A 15,654-nucleotide genomic window follows, 5' to 3' on the forward strand; every position below is an offset into this window, starting at 1 on the left:
CTCTTGGGTCCGCGGCATTGCTATCACAGCGGCGCGATGGATGCGACGCGGTTAACCCTGATTGGACGCCACTCTGGCGAGCGACGCCGCAACGCGTTCGGGATTCTCCATCGGAATGAAATGGCTGTTCCCGTCCCATAGCTCGTCGCGAACCGCACCGATGTGTGCGCCGAGCCCGCTCCATGTCGGGCTTTGCGAGAAGTCGAGGTCGCCGCCGCGCTCTCCCGACGGGGCGCGGATCAGCGTTACCGGTGCGTCCAGCCGGCCAAGCCACGCATAGGGGTCGGCGCGCAGGGCATTCTGGTACATCGAGGCTTCGAGCGCGGGCGGACAGGCAAGCTCATACCCCTCGCCCGACGCCGCAGGAAGCAGTCCGTAGGTGCAATAGTCGGCGAGCACCGGAGCCTGCCAGCCGTTGTAGGGCGCGCGGCCGGCAAAGCGCGCCCGCATCGCCTCGGCGCTGTCCCAATGGTTGCGGCGGCGCGAGACCGGATGCTCCATCGGGTCGGGTATCGGCACGTCGGCGCCGCCGGCATAGAGGGCCGGCGCCATGATCACCGGGTCGATCAGGACCAGATGGCGAAAGGCACCGGGGCGCTCGGCCGCCAGCCGCGAGAGCACATGACCGCCCATGCTGTGCCCGCAGCCGACAAACGGACGCCCGGCGAACCGGTCGAGGAGCGGCAGCAACGCTGCGGCGTTGCCCGTCCAGTCGGACAGCGAGGCCGGCTTGAAGCTGCGCCCGTGTCCGCGATGGTCGGGCGCGACCACATGCGCGTCCCTTGGCAAGGCTGCGACCACCCGGTCCCACAGCCGCGCGTGAAAGCCCGTTGCGTGGAGCAGCAGCAGCGAAGGCCCCGCCCCCGGCGTGCCCCATTCGAACCAGCAGATGTCGCCGTCGGGCGTCGCGAGCCGGTGTTCGTCCGGGGCCGCGCCCATGCTCAGCCCTTCGGGCCGTCCACCAGGCGGATGTGCAATTCCTTCAACTGCTTGTCGCTGACCGGCGCGGGCGCGCCCATCATCAGATCCTCGGCCTTCTGGTTCATCGGGAAGACCACGACCTCGCGGATGTTCGGTTCGTCGGCGAGCAGCATCACGATGCGGTCGACCCCGGGCGCCGATCCGCCGTGCGGCGGCGCGCCGAACTTGAAGGCGTTGATCATGCCGGAGAAATTGGCATCGACCTCGGCCTGGCTATAGCCCGCGATTTCGAACGCCTTGTACATGATGTCGGGGCGATGGTTCCGGATCGCACCCGACGACAGTTCGACGCCGTTGCAGACGATGTCATACTGCCACGCCAGAATGTCGAGCGGGTCCTTGGTCTCCAGCGCCTCCAACTCGCCCTGCGGCATGCTGAACGGGTTGTGGCTGAAATCGATCTTGCCAGTATCCTCGTCGGCCTCGAACATCGGGAAGTCGACAATCCAGCACATTTCGAACCGGCTCGCGTCGATCAGCTCGAGCTGCTCGGCGACCCGCGTGCGTGCCAGGCCCGCGAGCTTCGCGGCGACCGCTTCCTTGCCCGCGGCAAAGAACAGGCCGTCGTCGGGGCCGAGGCCGAGGTCTGCGGCGAGCGCGTCCATCTTGTCCGGCCCGTGGTTCTTGGCGATCGGGCCGCCCCATTCGCCGCCCTTGCGCGTCGCATAGCCCAGCCCGGCAAAGCCTTCGCCCTGCGCCCAGCTGTTCGTGTCGTCGAAGAATTTGCGGCTTTTCTCGGCCGTTCCCGGCGCCGGGATCGCGCGGACCACATCACCCGCCGCCACGATGTCGGCAAAGCGGCCGAAGCCCGATCCGGCGAAGTGCGACGACACGTCGCTGATGATCAGCGGGTTGCGCAGGTCGGGCTTGTCGTTGCCATATTTCAGCATCGATTCGCGATAGGGAATGCGCGGGAAGCTGCCCGCCGGGGTCACCGACTTGCCGTTCGCAAACTCCTCGAACACGCCCGCAAGCACCGGCTCGATCGCGTTGAACACATCGTCCTGCGTGACGAAGCTCATCTCGAAATCGAGCTGATAGAATTCTCCGGGCGAGCGGTCGGCGCGCGCATCCTCGTCGCGGAAACAGGGCGCGATCTGGAAATAGCGGTCGAAGCCCGCAACCATCAGCAACTGCTTGAACATCTGCGGCGCCTGCGGCAGCGCATAGAATTTGCCGGGGTGGACGCGGCTCGGCACCAGATAATCGCGCGCGCCTTCCGGCGACGAGGCGGTCAGGATGGGTGTCTGATATTCTGTAAAGCCCTGTTCGGTCATGCGGCGGCGCAGGCTCGCGATCACGTTGGAGCGCAGCAGGATGTTCGCGTGCAGCCGTTCGCGGCGCAGGTCGAGGAAGCGGTATTTCAGGCGAATATCCTCCGGATACTCCTGTTCGCCCGCGACCGGCAGCGGCAGTTCGGCCGCCGACGACTGCACCGACACCTCGCGCGCACGCACTTCGATCTCGCCCGTCGGCAGGCCCGCGTTGACCGTCTCTGCCGATCGCGCGACGACATCGCCGGTGACGGTGACGACGCTTTCGGAGCGCAGCGCATCGAGCGTCGCGAAAGCCGGATCGCTGCTGTCGGCGACGATCTGGGTCAGCCCGTAATGATCGCGCAGGTCGACGAAGAGCAGCCCGCCATGGTCGCGCTTGCGATGCACCCAGCCCGAGATACGTACAGTCTGGCCGACATCTCCGGCACGAAGCTGGCCGCAAGTGTGGGTGCGATAGGCATGCATTTTCGGGTCTTTCATGTGCTGGAGACGCGCGGACGATCAGCGCGCGGACATGCCGCGCCTAAGGCAGCGCAAACCGCCATTTGTCAAGGGCGCAAAGGGATTTTTGGCCCGTCGCGGTTGACAGCAACGCCGCGAGGCGGTTCGATGGGTGGTGCCGAGAATGAAGGGGGTGGCAATGGCGAAACCCGCCAAGAGGACCAACGCGCCAGCAAAGACCGACGGACCGGCCGGGCAGGACGCGATGACGCCCGCGTCCGCCCCGACATCGCCCAAATCCTCGCATCCCGGACGCAAGCTTGCCGGCGTGGTGCTCAGCATCGCGGCACAGCGCCTGCTCGCCGCGGGAGTGAAGCGCCTGATCCGCCGCCTGCGCTGACGCACGGGTTCAACAGGTCAGGCCCAGCCCGTCCAGGACCCGACTGCGAAACACCGCGCGATCGGCCGGATCGGGGATCAACCGGTCCCGCGCCGCACACCATCGCTGCAAATCCTCGCCATAGTCGGCGGCGACGCGCGCCGCGTCGAGCTGGCAGCTCTTGGCCCAGTGACGCGTAAAGGCTACGCCCTCGGCATCGAGCAGGTCGACCACCGCAGCATAGGCGTCCGCGGTGCGCGCGCTGCGCGGCCCGTCGAAATCGATGACCGCATTGTGGGGAAAGCGCGCGGGCGCCAGCAAGCCCTCGGCGCGCTCCATGAAGCGCACCGTCATCACCGTCGAGCCGCCGTGCCGCGCATAGGCCCGGCAGACCAGTTCGAACACATGCGGCAGGTCGGCGCGGTCGATGGTGACCGACGCGTTGAACAGGTCGGCAAGCGGCCGGTGCGTATCGAGTCCCTCGCCCCAGCTTCCATAGACCGGCGGGTCGTCGACATCGGGCCCGCTCGCATAGCCCAGCTTCATCGCGAACTGGAGCAAGGCGCCGCGCGCGAACGGATAATCGTCGAGCAATCGCCCAAGCAGGCTGAGCGCGTCATATCCCGCCCCCAGTTCGCCCGGCGCCGCGCGCGCATAGTCGGTGCGCCACGGCTCGCGATAGAGGAAGCGCAACATCGCAGGCCGCTTGAACGGCTTGTACGGGTTGACGATCATCTGCACGAAATCGGGATCGCGATCGAGCGCATAGGCCGCCGAAAAGCGCCGAAAATCACCCGCCGCGAGCCAGTCGAGGGCTTCGCGGCGAACGGTGCGCAGATTCTGGATCGGCCGCACCAGGAATTTCGGCACGCTGTCCACGACCATCGCGGTCACGACCCCCAGCGACCCGACCGGCAGGCGCACCGCGGCAAAGACGTCGTCGTCGCGCAGCAAGGTCGAACCTGTCGCGGCGACGAAGCCATCGCTCATCACGCCCTGTTCGGGCTCGACCCAAAAGACGCCGGCCGGGGTGACGATCTGTACCGCGCGAACATGATCCTGGATGCCGCCGCGTGCGATCATCGACCCGTGCGTGCCCGTCGCGCAGGCGCCCGCGAACGTCTGCCCGTTGCCCGCACCGCTCGTCCACAGCGAGCGTCCCTGCTCCTCCAGCTTGTCCGATACCTCGTCGACGAGCGCCCCGGCTTCGACGAGCATCAGCGCCCGGGCATCGACCGCGGGCCGCACGTCGACCGGTGCGACCCGAAAGCAGCGGTTGAAGCGGCGGGTATGGAGCAGCCAGCCGTCGGCACAGATATTGATGTTCGAGGGCGACCATCCCGCGCCGAGAGGCCGGGCGCGCTTGCCCGCCGCCTTCGCGCGCGCCAGCCAGTCGCGCACCGCGCCCGCCGCGATCGCGAGTTCGTCGCGGCCGCGCTGCGCATCGCCGCTGCGCAGGGCAAAGCGCGTGACGTCCTCGCAGACGCCGGTCCCGTGATAATTGGTCCAGCGCCCCGCTTCGCCCAGTTGCACGATCGGCATCAGGCGTCGCCCAGCGGCAGGATCCCCGCATGCGCGCGCCATGCGACGGTGACCGGGCGCAGGAAGCCGAAACTCGCGATCGACACCAGCATCTGCCGCCGCGTCGCAAAGACGCGCACGTCCGACAGCCCGTGGTCCGACGCCGACGCGATGAACGGCTGCGCCGAGGCGACCGCGAATCCCCATCCCTTCAGCGTGACGATCATCCGCTCTTCGTCGAGCGGGCGCGGATTGGCGATCGAAACGAACATGTCCGCCTGCCCCGCGGCATATTGCCCCGCGAGCAGCGCGAGTGCGAGCGCGGCGAGCGCCCATCCGACCCACAGCATGACAAACCCCTTCTGTTTACCCGATGCCGGTATTCCGGCTGCGCGACCCGAAGAGATTCTGGATTGACCCCGACCGGGCAATTTTTCCTGCCCGTATCCCTCAACTAGCTGTATAGGCGCGGCATGCAAGTCCATCCGTTAATCGAGTCCAGCGAAGCGCTCATCGAATTTTGCGACCTGATCCGCGGCAGCGATTTTATCGCCGTCGACACCGAATTCATGCGCGAGAACACCTTCTGGCCCGAACTCTGCCTGATCCAGGTCGCCGACAGCGACCACGCCGCGGCGATCGACCCGATGGCCCCCGGGATGGACCTTGCCCCCTTGCTCGACCTGCTGGTCGCCAATGAAGAGATATTGAAGGTCTTCCATGCCGGCGGGCAGGATGTCGAGATCATCTTCAACATGACCGGCAAGACGCCGCACCCGATTTTCGACACGCAGATCGGGCAGATGGCGCTCGGTCAGGCCGAACAGGTCGGCTATTCGAACCTGGTCGAAGCGTGGCTCGGCGTCCATCTCGACAAGGGCGCGCGGTTCACCGACTGGAGCCGGCGTCCACTCGACAAGCGCCAGATCGACTATGCGATCGGCGACGTCACCCATCTCGCCAAGATCTTTCCGATGATGCTGAAAAAGCTGGTCAAGACCGGCCGCGGCCACTGGCTCGACGAAGAGATGGAAAAGCTCGCCGACCCCGCCAATTACAACATCGACCCGGACAAGGTGTGGCAACGGATCAAGATGCCGTCGCGCAAGCCCGACGTCCTCGGCCGGCTACAGGCACTTGCGGCATGGCGCGAGCGCGAGGCGCGGAGCAAGAACCTGCCCCGCGGACGGATCGTCAAGGACGAAACCCTCGCCGATCTGGCGGCGCATCCGCCCAGGGACCAGGATGGCCTCGGTCGCGTCCGCGGCCTGTCGGCGACGTGGAAATCGAACGACATCGGCGGCCGGCTGATGGATGCGATCGCGGGTGCCAGGGCCCTGTCCAAAGAGGATATGCCCGACCGCGCCCCGCGCGGCCCGGGGCTAGGAAAGGAAGGCGCGCTCGTTGCCGACCTGCTCAAGCTGCTGCTCAAGATCCGCGCGCGCGAACTCAATGTCGCCGCGCGCCTGATCGCGCGCAGCGACGACCTCGAAGCGCTGGCGGCGGGACGCCGCGACGAGATCGCGATGATGACCGGCTGGCGCTATGAGGTGTTCGGCGAGGCCGCACTCGATCTCGTCGAGGGGCGCATGGGATTTGCGGTCAAGCACGGCAAGCTGGTGATGAGCCAGATCGACGCCGTTCCCGCCGACGCCGACTGAAACCACCGTCAAAGCAGCTTCAGGTCGGGTTTCCGATCGAGCGCCTGCGCCAGCGAGCGCAGACGGCGTTCGACCGACTCCCCCGCCAGATGGTGCCAGCCGGGATCGAGGCTGAGCGTCAGCCTGCCGTCGACCTCGCCTAGCGCGCTGGCCTTCAGCGGCGCCTCGACCCCGCCGGTCAGGCGCTGCGCGAGCCGGATCGCGAGACCCCATTGGCGCGCGCGGGCCAGCCGCTCTTCATCGACCAGCGGCCCCATTGCCGGAAAATCGGCGTCTGCCCCGCCAAAACCGGCGTGCAGCGCGCGGGCGAGCAGGATACGTCCGGCAATATCGATGCCGCGCCAATTGCCGTGCAGGCCGATCTCGGTCCCGCGCTCGGCGCGGAAGTCGGGGTTCGCCGACCAGGCGACATCGCTGAGCAGGCTCGCAGCAAGCCGGATGCGGCTGTCGCCCGGCGCTTCGCCCGCGAACAGCGGCGCGATCCAGTCGGCGATCGCGCGGCCGTGCGGGGCGAACCGCGCGAGGCGGCGGCCCTCGAACTCGGCGGCGACGATCAACGGGTCCTGTGCGCGCACCTTCCGGTCGAGCGACTGGAAGAGCAGACCTTCGCGCAGGCCCGACGAGGACACCGTCATTTCGGGCGCGTCGATGATGTTGACGAGCGCCGCGAGCAGCGCCGCCGCATCGGGGAGCGTCGCGGCGCGGTTGGATGCCATTCCGGGGATAGCCTTCAGCTCGTCATAGCTCATGCGCTTCGTGGCGCGGAGCAGCCGGCGCAGCGCGCTGCGCGGCAGGCGATGCTGGTCGAGGACGGCGAGCGGGTCCTTGGTCAGCTCGAGGTCGAGACGCGAAAGCGCCCGCCACGATCCGCCGACCAGATAGAGCGGGCGCCCGACCAGATTTCCCGGCCAACCCGCCGAACGCAGCATCTTGCGCACCGCACGCTCGAACCCCTGCGGTCCGTCCTTGCGAAGCGCCGGCAGGCGCAGAACGCCAAGGGGAAAGGAGACGCAGCGCCCGACCTCGCCGTGCGCGACCTCGGCGAGTTCCAGGCTACCGCCGCCCAGGTCGACCGCGATACCATGCGCGTCGGGGATCGCCGACAGCACCCCGCATCCGGCCGCTTCGGCTTCCTCCTCGCCGGAGAGCAGGCGTATCGTCAGGCCGGCTTCGGCGGCGCCGGCGATGAAGTCGGGTCCGTTGGTTGCATCGCGCACCGCGGCGGTCGCGACGCACTGCAGGTCCTTGACCTCCATGTGTCGCGCGAGCAGCGCATAGCGGCGTAGCGCGACGAGGCCGCGCGTCGCGTCCTCGTCGGCGATGCGGCCGTCGATCGACAGGCCGCGGCCGAGGCCGGCGGGGACCTTTTCGTTGAAGATCACCGCAGGCGCGCGTGCCGGGCCTTCATAGACGACCAGGCGAACCGAGTTCGAGCCGATGTCGATGACGGCCGAGCGGTGGGGGCGCAATTTATCCATCTTCGCGCATATTGAAGGCGAGCGTCGGGACGTCCTGGCGACGATGGAGCGCGGTGCCGCGCCCCGAGAGCGAGGGGTTGTTCATAAAATAATGGTGCAGGTTGAACGGCTTGTCGCCCGGAGTTACGCGAATGAAGGTGCCGTCGGGCTGAAGTTCCCAGCTTTGTTCATTGTCGATGAAGTTCGCGACGAGAACCTGGTCCAGGATCTGGTCGTGGACGGTCGGGTTCTCGATCGGAATCATATATTCGACGCGGCGATCGAAGTTGCGCGGCATCCAGTCGGCGCTCGAAATATATAGCTTGGCGCGCTGGTGCGGCAGGGCGGCGCCGCTCGCGAACGCCCAGATGCGGCTGTGCTCGAGGAAGCGGCCGATCACCGACTTGACGCGGATCGTCTCCGACAGGCCGGGAACGCCGGGGCGCAGGCAACAGATGCCGCGCACGCTGAGTTCGATCGGCACCCCTGCCATGCTCGCCTCGTACAGCTTGTCGATGATATCGGGATCGACAAGGCTGTTCATCTTGGCCCACACCCCGGACGGCCGCCCCGCGCGCGCCGACGCGATCTCATCCTCGATCAGGTTGCACAGGCTCTTCCGCATGTTAAGCGGCGACATGATGATCATTTCGAGATGGTCGGGCTCGACATAGCCGGTGATATAGTTGAACAGCTGCGCCGCGTCGCGCCCCGCGCGCGGGTCGGCGGTGAAGAAGCTCAAATCGGTATAGATGCGCGCGGTGACCGGGTGGTAATTGCCGGTCCCGAAGTGGCAATAGGTCCGATACCCCTGCCCCTCGCGGCGCACGACCATCGAAATCTTGGCGTGGGTCTTCCACTCGATGAAGCCATAGACGACCTGCACGCCGGCGCGCTCGAGCTGGTTCGCCCACAGCAAATTCTGCTCCTCGTCGAAGCGCGCCTTCAGCTCGACCACCGCCGTCACCGACTTGCCCGCCTCCGCGGCCTCGATCAGCGCGCGGATCACCGGCGACTGGTTCCCGGCGCGATAGAGCGTCTGCTTGATCGCGATGACGTCGGGATCCGCCGCCGCCTGGCGCAGGAACGACAAGACGACGTCGAAACTCTCATAGGGATGGTGGACGACGATGTCCTTCGACCGGATCGCGGCAAAACAATCGCCGCCATGTTCGCGGATGCGTTCGGGGAAGCGCGGCGAATAGGCGGGGAATTTCAGGTCGGGGCGATCGACGTCGACGATCGCCGACAGCGCCGCGAGCCCAACGAAACCGGCGATCTTGGCGACGATGGCCTCGTGCCCCTGGATATCGGCATGGAGCACCGCGGCCAGCTCGCCCGGCATGTCGGCGGCGAGTTCGAGCAGGATCACGCGCCCGCGGCGGCGGCGGCGGATCGCGGTGCGGAACAGGCGCACCAGATCCTCGGCCTCCTCCTCGATTTCGATATCGCTGTCGCGGATGACGCGGAAGACCCCGCGCGAGCGGATCGTGTATCCGGGAAACAGCAGGTCGCCGAAAATCTCGATCAGATACTCGACCGGGACGAAACCGGCCCCCTCCCCCGGCACCGGCACGAAGCGCGGCAGCGACGCCGGGATCAGCACCAGTTCGCGGACCGTGTCCCCCGTCGCCTTGCGCTCGAGGTCGAAGATGATCCCGAGCCCGCGGTTGGGAACGAACGGAAAGGGATGCGCGGGGTCGAGCACCTGCGGGGTCAGGATCGGGAAAATCTGGTCGACGAAATATTGCCGCAACGACGCGCGCAACGCGGCCACGTCCGACCCGTCGCCATGAACCGCAATCCCCTGGTCGGCGAGCAGGCGGTGGAGCAGCTGCCATTCGGACTGCTGCTGGTCGACGAGGCGGTTCACCTCCGCCTCGATCTCCGCAAGCTGCTGTCCCGGCGAGCGGCCGTCGGCGGAGGGATCGTCGATTCCCTGAAGCTGCTGGCCCTTCAGCCCCGCGACGCGGACCATGAAGAATTCGTCGAGATTGCTGCCCGAGATCGACAGGAACCGCAGCCGTTCGAGCAGCGGATGCGCGGGGTTGCGCGCCTCTTCCATCACCCGGCGGTTAAAGGCGAGCCACGACAGCTCGCGGTTGAAGAAACGGTCGGGGCCAAAGGCGGCCGGGGCGGAATCGGGTTCGAAATCAGCGTGCAACGGCGTTTCGTTCGGCGACATGGGCACTCATCCTGTCGTTTGGGAGCGCGAATCCTGCTCCAGCAAATCGGGGTCGATCAGCCCCTGTGACAGCAATGTTTCACGCGCGAGACGAATGCCGATTCGCCGCCCCTGTTCGAGCGAGGCGGCATCGAGCGCATCGACGATGCGGTGGATCATCGCATAGCTGCGCTCCATCCGCGGCACGATATAGGAAGGCACTTCGGGCGCGAGCGCCATGCCGCGCTGCGCGAACAAGGCCTCGATCAGGTCGCGCGCCAGGCAGTCGTCGGGCTCGCCGATCGTCAGCACCGGCACGGCGCGCAGCCGCGAGGCGAGGTCGGGAAGCGCGATGGTCCACGCCGACGGCGGCGTATCGGCGATGACGAGCAGCGGTGCCCCGCTCGCCTGCGCCGCGTTCCATGCGTGGAACATCGCTTCTTCGGACACGCTGTCCGCCCCGTCGATCACGCGCCCGCCGCTTTCGCGCGCGAAGAGGCGCCCCATCAGGCTGCGCCCCGATCGCGCCGGGCCGGTCAGGACGGCGGAACGGACCGGCCACGTCGAAACATGCCGCAGGTAGCGCACCGCGTCGGCGTTGCTCGCGCCCACGATCAGCGGCCCGTCGTTGGTGCCTCCGGCGCTCCAGTCGAGCGGCAGGGCGATCTGGCGGGGGTTCGTTCCCACTATCAGCGGCTGATCCGCAGCGTGTTGCCACCCTGCTGGACCTTGTAACCGCGCGCTTCGAGGGCCGCCTTGAGCGCGCCGATATCGCCGCGGTAGCTGACCCGCATCACCGACATCCCGCCCAGCGCAAGGCTGCTCGTCGATGCCGACTGGACCCCCGGCACGGCGCCGATCGCCCGTTCGGTGGCCGAGACCGATTCGACGTCGGGCGAGGCATATTGGACATTGAAGCTCGATACGCCGGGCTGCGCGGCCGGCGGCAGCACGCTGACGTCGATCTCGCTGACCACCGGCGTGTCGCTGTCGGCGGTCTCGTCGGGCAGGTCTTCGATCTCGACCGGCTTTTCCAGCACCAGATAGCGGTCGGTCTTCAGCGTGCCCGCGGCAAGCGCGTCGGTGTAGATGCGGTCCATCCGCGCCACCGCCTTTTCCATCATGTCGGGCAGCGCGCGAACGCTGGGGCCGGTCATGGTGAAGGTGTCGATCAATTCGTCGTCGGGACCGAAGCGCGCCGCGAAATGCCCGGTGATCGGGCCGCCTGGATAGCTGTATTCGATCCGCGCGGTCGGCATCAGAACGTCGGCGGCGCCATATTGGTCCAGGATGATCCGCCACCAGACGCGGCCGCGCCGTCCGGTCTGCCCCGGATTGAGGAGCAAGGTGTCGGCGCCGGTGCCCGCGGTGCGGACATAGTCGATCGCGCTCGCGCCGGTATTATATTCGGCCCAGGCGCGCTGCCATTCGCTGCGCTGTTCAAAGACCTGGGGGATGCCGTCGATCGCGAAGACCGGAATCACGAGCAACGGCGGCGAGCGCAGCGTCCGGCCGCTGACCCCCAATATCTGTCCGGCGCGCACACGGTCGAACTGGACGCCCAGCGTCGCCACATAGCGGCGCGGTCCCACCTGTTCCTTTTCGACGACGATCGCCGTGACGATGCCGTCGAGCACCGAATCGGACAGCGCCGGGCCGTCGCTGCCGTTGGTCTTGCGATAGAGCTGCGCCCAGCCCTTGCGCTGAGCCTCGCGCCAGCCGAGTTCGCGCGCCTCCTCGCCGTTTTTCGCGGTCACGTCGACGGCGATGCCGCTGGCCAGGAAATCGCCGCTGCTGTTGATCGGCGTGATGCCGCGATCGCCGCGCGCGATCTGACCCTGCACGATTCCCGCGAGGAGCAGCGCGAGCAGCAGGCCGGCGAACGCGAACGGGCGCCAGTCGCGACGCAGCACGGACAGCGGAAACGGGCGCAAAGCGGAGCGCCGGGCGGCGGACGGGGTAAGAGCGGCTATCATGTCTCTTTATGCTCTGCCCAAAAGCGCGGGCCCGGACAAGGAAATCATGGCATTTGTCGGCTGAACTCGTTAGTCGCGCCTGTCATGGATTCCAAGCCCAACGAGCCCGCCTCCTACACTTATGCCGGGGCCGGCGTGTCGATCGACGCCGGCAACGCGCTGGTCCGTGCCATCGCCCCGCTGGCCCGCGCGACGCGGCGCCCCGGCGCCGACGCCGACCTTGGCGGCTTCGGCGGCTTTTTCGACCTGAAGGCCGCGGGATTCGACGACCCGCTGCTCGTTGCGGCGAACGACGGGGTCGGCACCAAGCTGAAGCTCGCCATCGAATCGGGACGCCATGACGGCGTCGGGATCGACCTGGTCGCGATGTGCGTCAACGATCTGGTCGTCCAGGGCGCCGAACCGCTCTTCTTCCTCGATTATTATGCGACGGCAAAGCTCGACAACGATGTCGCGACCGCGGTGGTTGCCAGCATCGCCGAGGGGTGCAAGCAGGCGGGATGCGCGCTGATCGGCGGAGAGACCGCGGAAATGCCGGGGATGTACTCGGACGGGGATTATGACCTCGCCGGCTTCTGCGTCGGTGCGGTCGAGCGCGGCGACGTGCTGACCGCCGACAAGGTCGCGGCGGGCGACGTCATTCTCGGCCTCGCCTCGTCGGGGGTGCATTCGAACGGCTTTTCGCTCGTGCGCCGGCTTGCGGCGGACAAGGGCTGGAAACTCGATCGCCCCGCGCTGTTCGACCAGACCGTCTTGCTGATCGACGCCCTGATGGCGCCGACGCGCATCTATGTGAAAAGCCTGTTGCCGCTGGTGAAGAGCGGCCGGGTCCACGCGCTTGCCCACATCACCGGCGGCGGATTGCTGGAGAATATTCCGCGCATCCTGCCGAAAACGCTCCACGCCCACGTCGATGCCGACGCCTGGGAGCAGCCGCGGCTGATGGCCTTTCTGCAGGCCCAGGGGAATATCGAGCCGGAGGAAATGGCGCGCACTTTCAACTGCGGTATCGGCATGGCGGTCGTGGTGGCAGAGGAGGATGTCGCCGACGTGACGGCGGCGCTCGAGGCGGCGGGCGAGACGGTGCACCGCATCGGTCGTATCGCCGAAGGCGCGAAGGGCTGCACGGTGACGGGCGGCGCGGAGACGTGGAGCGCGATGGGTGCGTGGAGCGCCACGCACCACAGCTGACGCACATTTCCGTTCGCCCTGAGCTTGTCGAAGGGCCGTCCTTCCCTTTGGGCCTTGAAAGAGAAGAACAGTGCTTCGACAAGCTCAGCACGAACGGATTGAAAGGGTGGCGCCGTGACGAAAGCGAAAGTCGCCGTCCTCATCTCGGGCGCCGGGACCAATATGGCGGCGCTGCTCTATGCCGCGAAAGCCGCCGACTGCCCATATGAACTCGTGCTGGTCGCGAGCAACAACCCGGAAGCGCCGGGCCTCGCGGTCGCCGCGGCCGAAGGCATTGCGATCTGGGCCCAGTCGCACAAGGGAATGTCGCGCGCCGCCTTCGACGCGCTGGTCGACGAACGGCTGCGTGCCGCTGGCGCCGACTATGTCGCGCTTGCGGGCTATATGCGTATCCTCAGCGACGATTTCGTCGCCGGCTGGACGGATCGGATGCTTAACATCCACCCCAGTCTGTTGCCGCTCTACAAGGGGCTTGACACCCATCAGCGCGCGATCGACGCCGGTGACCGTTTCGGCGGGTGCAGCGTCCATGTCGTCACGCCCGCACTCGACGACGGCCCGGTGCTCGCGCAGACGCCGGTTGCGATCGCGCCCGGCGATACCGCCGACAGTCTTGCCGCGCGGGTGCGGATCGCCGAACACCAACTCTATCCGCCGACGCTCGCCGCGTTCGTCCTGCGCGAACGCACGCCTGGCTATTGGCTGGGTCGGGTGCGCGAGGCCGCGATGGCGATGCCCGAGGCCGAGGAGACGCTGTCGCACGGCATGCCCTGCTTCGGAATCGTCAAGGGCAAGAAGTTCGCGTGGTTTTCGGCCGACCATCACGGCGACGGGCGTACCGCCCTGCTCGTCAAGATCAGCGGCGCGGAAGAACAGGCGATGCTGATCGAACAGGATTCGGCGCGCTATTTCCGGCCCGCCTATTACGGCGACGGCTGGATCGCGATCCGCCTCGATCTTGGCGACAACGACTGGGAGCATCTGGCGGGCTGGATCGCGAAAAGCTGGCGCGCGGTCGCCCCGAAGAAGCTCGCGGGACTGATGGCGGCAGCGGACGACTTTTAAGGGCGCATTTCCTCTCCGCGCCGATTACCGCTGGTAATTCCGGGCAAGGCCGGGTGAAAAGGCGGTGTGAATGTCGACGTCGCCCTTGCGCTCTCGATCCTGTCCTTTGCGGTCTATATCGTCGTGATCGGCCGGGTGCTGCTGCGCCCGCAGCGCGAACCCGCCTCGCGCATCGCCTGGCTGATCGCGACCATCGCGGTGCCGGTCGTCGGCGTCGTCGCCTATCTGCTGCTCGGCGAAGCGCGGATCAGCGCGGGACGCCGCGCGCGATACCGCGCGATCGAGGAGCATCTGCCGCATCCGGGGGAAAACGAGCCGGTGCGCGCCAGCCTGCGCGAAACGCCCTATGCGGCGCCGTTCGCGTTGGCCGAGACGGTGAACCGCCTGCCCCCGACCGCGGGCAACCGGGCGACGCTGGCGCCCGACAGCAACGCCGCGATCCGCATGATGGTCGACGATATCGACGCGGCGCGGACGAGCGTGCACCTGTGCTTCTATATCTGGCTCGCCGACAACAACGGCTTCCGCATCAAGGATGCGCTGGTCCGCGCGGCGAAGCGCGGGGTCGCGGTGCGCGTGCTCGCCGATGCGCTCGGGTCGCGCGGCTTCATTCGCTCGGCCTATTGGATCGAGATGGAAAATGCCGGGATCGACGCGCGGATCGCGCTGCCGATCGGCGGCCTCGTCTGGACGCTGATCCGCGGGCGCTTCGACCTGCGCAACCACCGCAAGCAGTTGATCGTCGACAATCGCATCGCCTGGTGCGGCAGCCAGAACCTCGGCGATCCCGAATTTCGCGTGAAGGCGCGCTATGCGCCGTGGGTCGACATCATGACGCGCTGGGAGGGACCGGTGGTGCAGGCATGCCAGTTCGTGTTCGCCGCCGACTGGGAAAGCGAGCGCGGCGACGATGTCGATGGCCTGCTGCGGCCCGACGCCGCGCCGCCGTCCGCCGCCGAGCCGGGCATCGCGGCGCAGGTGATCGCGACCGGGCCGAACCTGCCCTATCCGGCGATGCCCGCCTGCTTCAGCGCGCTGATCCATTCGGCGCGGCGCGAGCTGATCGTGACCACGCCTTATTTCGTGCCCGACGAACAGCTTGTCTTCGCCTTGCTCGACGCGGCGCGGCGCGGGGTCGAAACGACGATGATCCTGCCGCGTCGCAATGACAGCCGCATCGTCGCGGGGGCGAGTCGCAGCTATTACGACGACCTGATCGCGGCGGGAGTGCGGCTCTATGAATTTCGCTCCGGCCTGCTCCATGCCAAGACGATCACGGTCGACGGCGAGGTCGCGCTCGTCGGGTCGGCCAACCTCGACCGGCGGAGCTTCGAGCTCAATTTCGAGAATAATATCCTGTTCGCCGATCCCGCCTTTGCCGCGGAGGTGCGGGCACGACAGCTGGCGTATCGCGCCGATTCGGAGGCGGTGACCGCCGCGACGCTCGCCGGGGTCGGGACCGCGCGGCGGGCCTGGCAGAATCTGCTCGCGATGCTCAGCCCGCTGCTCTGAAACGAAAAAGGCCGCCGGATCGCTCCGGC

13 protein-coding genes are annotated in these 15,654 nt (G+C 67.3%); 5 read left to right on the forward strand and 8 right to left on the reverse strand.

Annotated features, from left to right (window positions below; all coding sequences use genetic code 11):
• Positions 1-51: 51 nt before the first annotated feature.
• Together AC58D2_RS03735 and aspS are read right to left on the reverse strand one after the other, a co-directional pair.
• Positions 52-939 carry an alpha/beta fold hydrolase gene (locus AC58D2_RS03735; protein ID WP_497387464.1) on the reverse strand — a complete coding sequence of 296 codons (888 nt, stop codon included), beginning with the start codon at positions 937-939 and terminating at the stop codon, positions 52-54.
• Positions 940-941: 2 nt separating this feature from the next.
• On the reverse strand, positions 942-2,723 hold the full coding sequence (aspS, locus tag AC58D2_RS03740) for an aspartate--tRNA ligase (protein WP_497387876.1): 1,782 nt from the start codon (positions 2,721-2,723) through the stop codon (positions 942-944).
• Between the two features lie 175 nt (positions 2,724-2,898).
• On the opposite strand from aspS, the gene AC58D2_RS03745 reads away from it, so the two are divergent.
• Entirely contained in the window at positions 2,899-3,099 is a 201-nt protein-coding gene (locus AC58D2_RS03745; protein ID WP_497387466.1) for a hypothetical protein, read from the forward strand.
• A gap of 9 nt (positions 3,100-3,108) precedes the next feature.
• On the opposite strand, the gene AC58D2_RS03750 is transcribed toward AC58D2_RS03745, so the two are convergent.
• Together AC58D2_RS03750 and AC58D2_RS03755 are read right to left on the reverse strand one after the other, a co-directional pair.
• The gene (locus AC58D2_RS03750) at positions 3,109-4,620 is read right to left on the reverse strand and encodes an FAD-binding protein (protein ID WP_497387468.1); all 1,512 of its coding nucleotides are present in this window, start codon (positions 4,618-4,620) and stop codon (positions 3,109-3,111) included.
• Positions 4,620-4,949, reverse strand: coding sequence for a hypothetical protein (locus tag AC58D2_RS03755; protein WP_497387470.1), 330 nt, complete (start codon positions 4,947-4,949; stop codon positions 4,620-4,622). The genes AC58D2_RS03750 and AC58D2_RS03755 overlap by 1 nt, the downstream gene beginning before the upstream one ends.
• 123 nt (positions 4,950-5,072) lie before the next feature.
• Here AC58D2_RS03755 and rnd point away from each other — a divergent pair, with 123 nt between their 5' ends.
• The gene (gene rnd, locus AC58D2_RS03760) at positions 5,073-6,260 is read left to right on the forward strand and encodes a ribonuclease D (RefSeq protein ID WP_497387472.1); all 1,188 of its coding nucleotides are present in this window, start codon (positions 5,073-5,075) and stop codon (positions 6,258-6,260) included.
• An 8-nt stretch (positions 6,261-6,268) separates the two neighbouring features.
• Here the strand turns inward: rnd and AC58D2_RS03765 are convergent, their stop codons facing one another.
• From AC58D2_RS03765 to AC58D2_RS03780, 4 genes are read right to left on the reverse strand one after another with little or no spacing between them, the layout of a single operon-like run.
• Positions 6,269-7,738, reverse strand: a complete 1,470-nt coding sequence (locus tag AC58D2_RS03765) for a Ppx/GppA family phosphatase (protein WP_497387474.1) — start codon at positions 7,736-7,738, stop codon at positions 6,269-6,271.
• On the reverse strand, positions 7,731-9,902 hold the full coding sequence (locus AC58D2_RS03770; RefSeq protein ID WP_497387476.1) for an RNA degradosome polyphosphate kinase: 2,172 nt from the start codon (positions 9,900-9,902) through the stop codon (positions 7,731-7,733). The genes AC58D2_RS03765 and AC58D2_RS03770 overlap by 8 nt, the downstream gene beginning before the upstream one ends.
• 6 nt (positions 9,903-9,908) lie before the next feature.
• Positions 9,909-10,568, reverse strand: coding sequence for an HdaA/DnaA family protein (locus AC58D2_RS03775; RefSeq protein WP_497387478.1), 660 nt, complete (start codon positions 10,566-10,568; stop codon positions 9,909-9,911).
• A gap of 2 nt (positions 10,569-10,570) precedes the next feature.
• Positions 10,571-11,857 carry a heavy-metal-associated domain-containing protein gene (locus tag AC58D2_RS03780; RefSeq protein ID WP_497387480.1) on the reverse strand — a complete coding sequence of 429 codons (1,287 nt, stop codon included), beginning with the start codon at positions 11,855-11,857 and terminating at the stop codon, positions 10,571-10,573.
• An 84-nt stretch (positions 11,858-11,941) separates the two neighbouring features.
• On the opposite strand from AC58D2_RS03780, the gene purM reads away from it, so the two are divergent.
• From purM to cls, 3 genes are all read left to right on the forward strand, one after another.
• On the forward strand, positions 11,942-13,048 hold the full coding sequence (gene purM, locus AC58D2_RS03785; protein ID WP_497387482.1) for a phosphoribosylformylglycinamidine cyclo-ligase: 1,107 nt from the start codon (positions 11,942-11,944) through the stop codon (positions 13,046-13,048).
• Between the two features lie 114 nt (positions 13,049-13,162).
• Positions 13,163-14,113, forward strand: a complete 951-nt coding sequence (gene purN, locus AC58D2_RS03790; protein ID WP_497387484.1) for a phosphoribosylglycinamide formyltransferase — start codon at positions 13,163-13,165, stop codon at positions 14,111-14,113.
• A 66-nt stretch (positions 14,114-14,179) separates the two neighbouring features.
• Entirely contained in the window at positions 14,180-15,625 is a 1,446-nt protein-coding gene (gene cls / locus AC58D2_RS03795) for a cardiolipin synthase (protein WP_497387486.1), read from the forward strand.
• Positions 15,626-15,654 lie beyond the last annotated feature (29 nt).

The organism is Sphingopyxis sp. CR5 (assembly GCF_059693785.1).

Bases quoted from the DNA above. Each gene is read 5' to 3' on its own strand.
- AC58D2_RS03735 (WP_497387464.1), bottom strand. From the start codon at position 939: ATGGGCGCGGCCCCGGACGAACACCGGCTCGCGACGCCCGACGGCGAC.
- aspS (WP_497387876.1), bottom strand. From the start codon at position 2,723: ATGCATGCCTATCGCACCCACACTTGCGGCCAGCTTCGTGCCGGAGAT.
- AC58D2_RS03745 (WP_497387466.1), top strand. From the start codon at position 2,899: ATGGCGAAACCCGCCAAGAGGACCAACGCGCCAGCAAAGACCGACGGA.
- AC58D2_RS03750 (WP_497387468.1), bottom strand. From the start codon at position 4,620: ATGCCGATCGTGCAACTGGGCGAAGCGGGGCGCTGGACCAATTATCAC.
- AC58D2_RS03755 (WP_497387470.1), bottom strand. From the start codon at position 4,949: ATGCTGTGGGTCGGATGGGCGCTCGCCGCGCTCGCACTCGCGCTGCTC.
- rnd (WP_497387472.1), top strand. From the start codon at position 5,073: ATGCAAGTCCATCCGTTAATCGAGTCCAGCGAAGCGCTCATCGAATTT.
- AC58D2_RS03765 (WP_497387474.1), bottom strand. From the start codon at position 7,738: ATGGATAAATTGCGCCCCCACCGCTCGGCCGTCATCGACATCGGCTCG.
- AC58D2_RS03770 (WP_497387476.1), bottom strand. From the start codon at position 9,902: ATGTCGCCGAACGAAACGCCGTTGCACGCTGATTTCGAACCCGATTCC.
- AC58D2_RS03780 (WP_497387480.1), bottom strand. From the start codon at position 11,857: ATGATAGCCGCTCTTACCCCGTCCGCCGCCCGGCGCTCCGCTTTGCGC.
- purM (WP_497387482.1), top strand. From the start codon at position 11,942: ATGGATTCCAAGCCCAACGAGCCCGCCTCCTACACTTATGCCGGGGCC.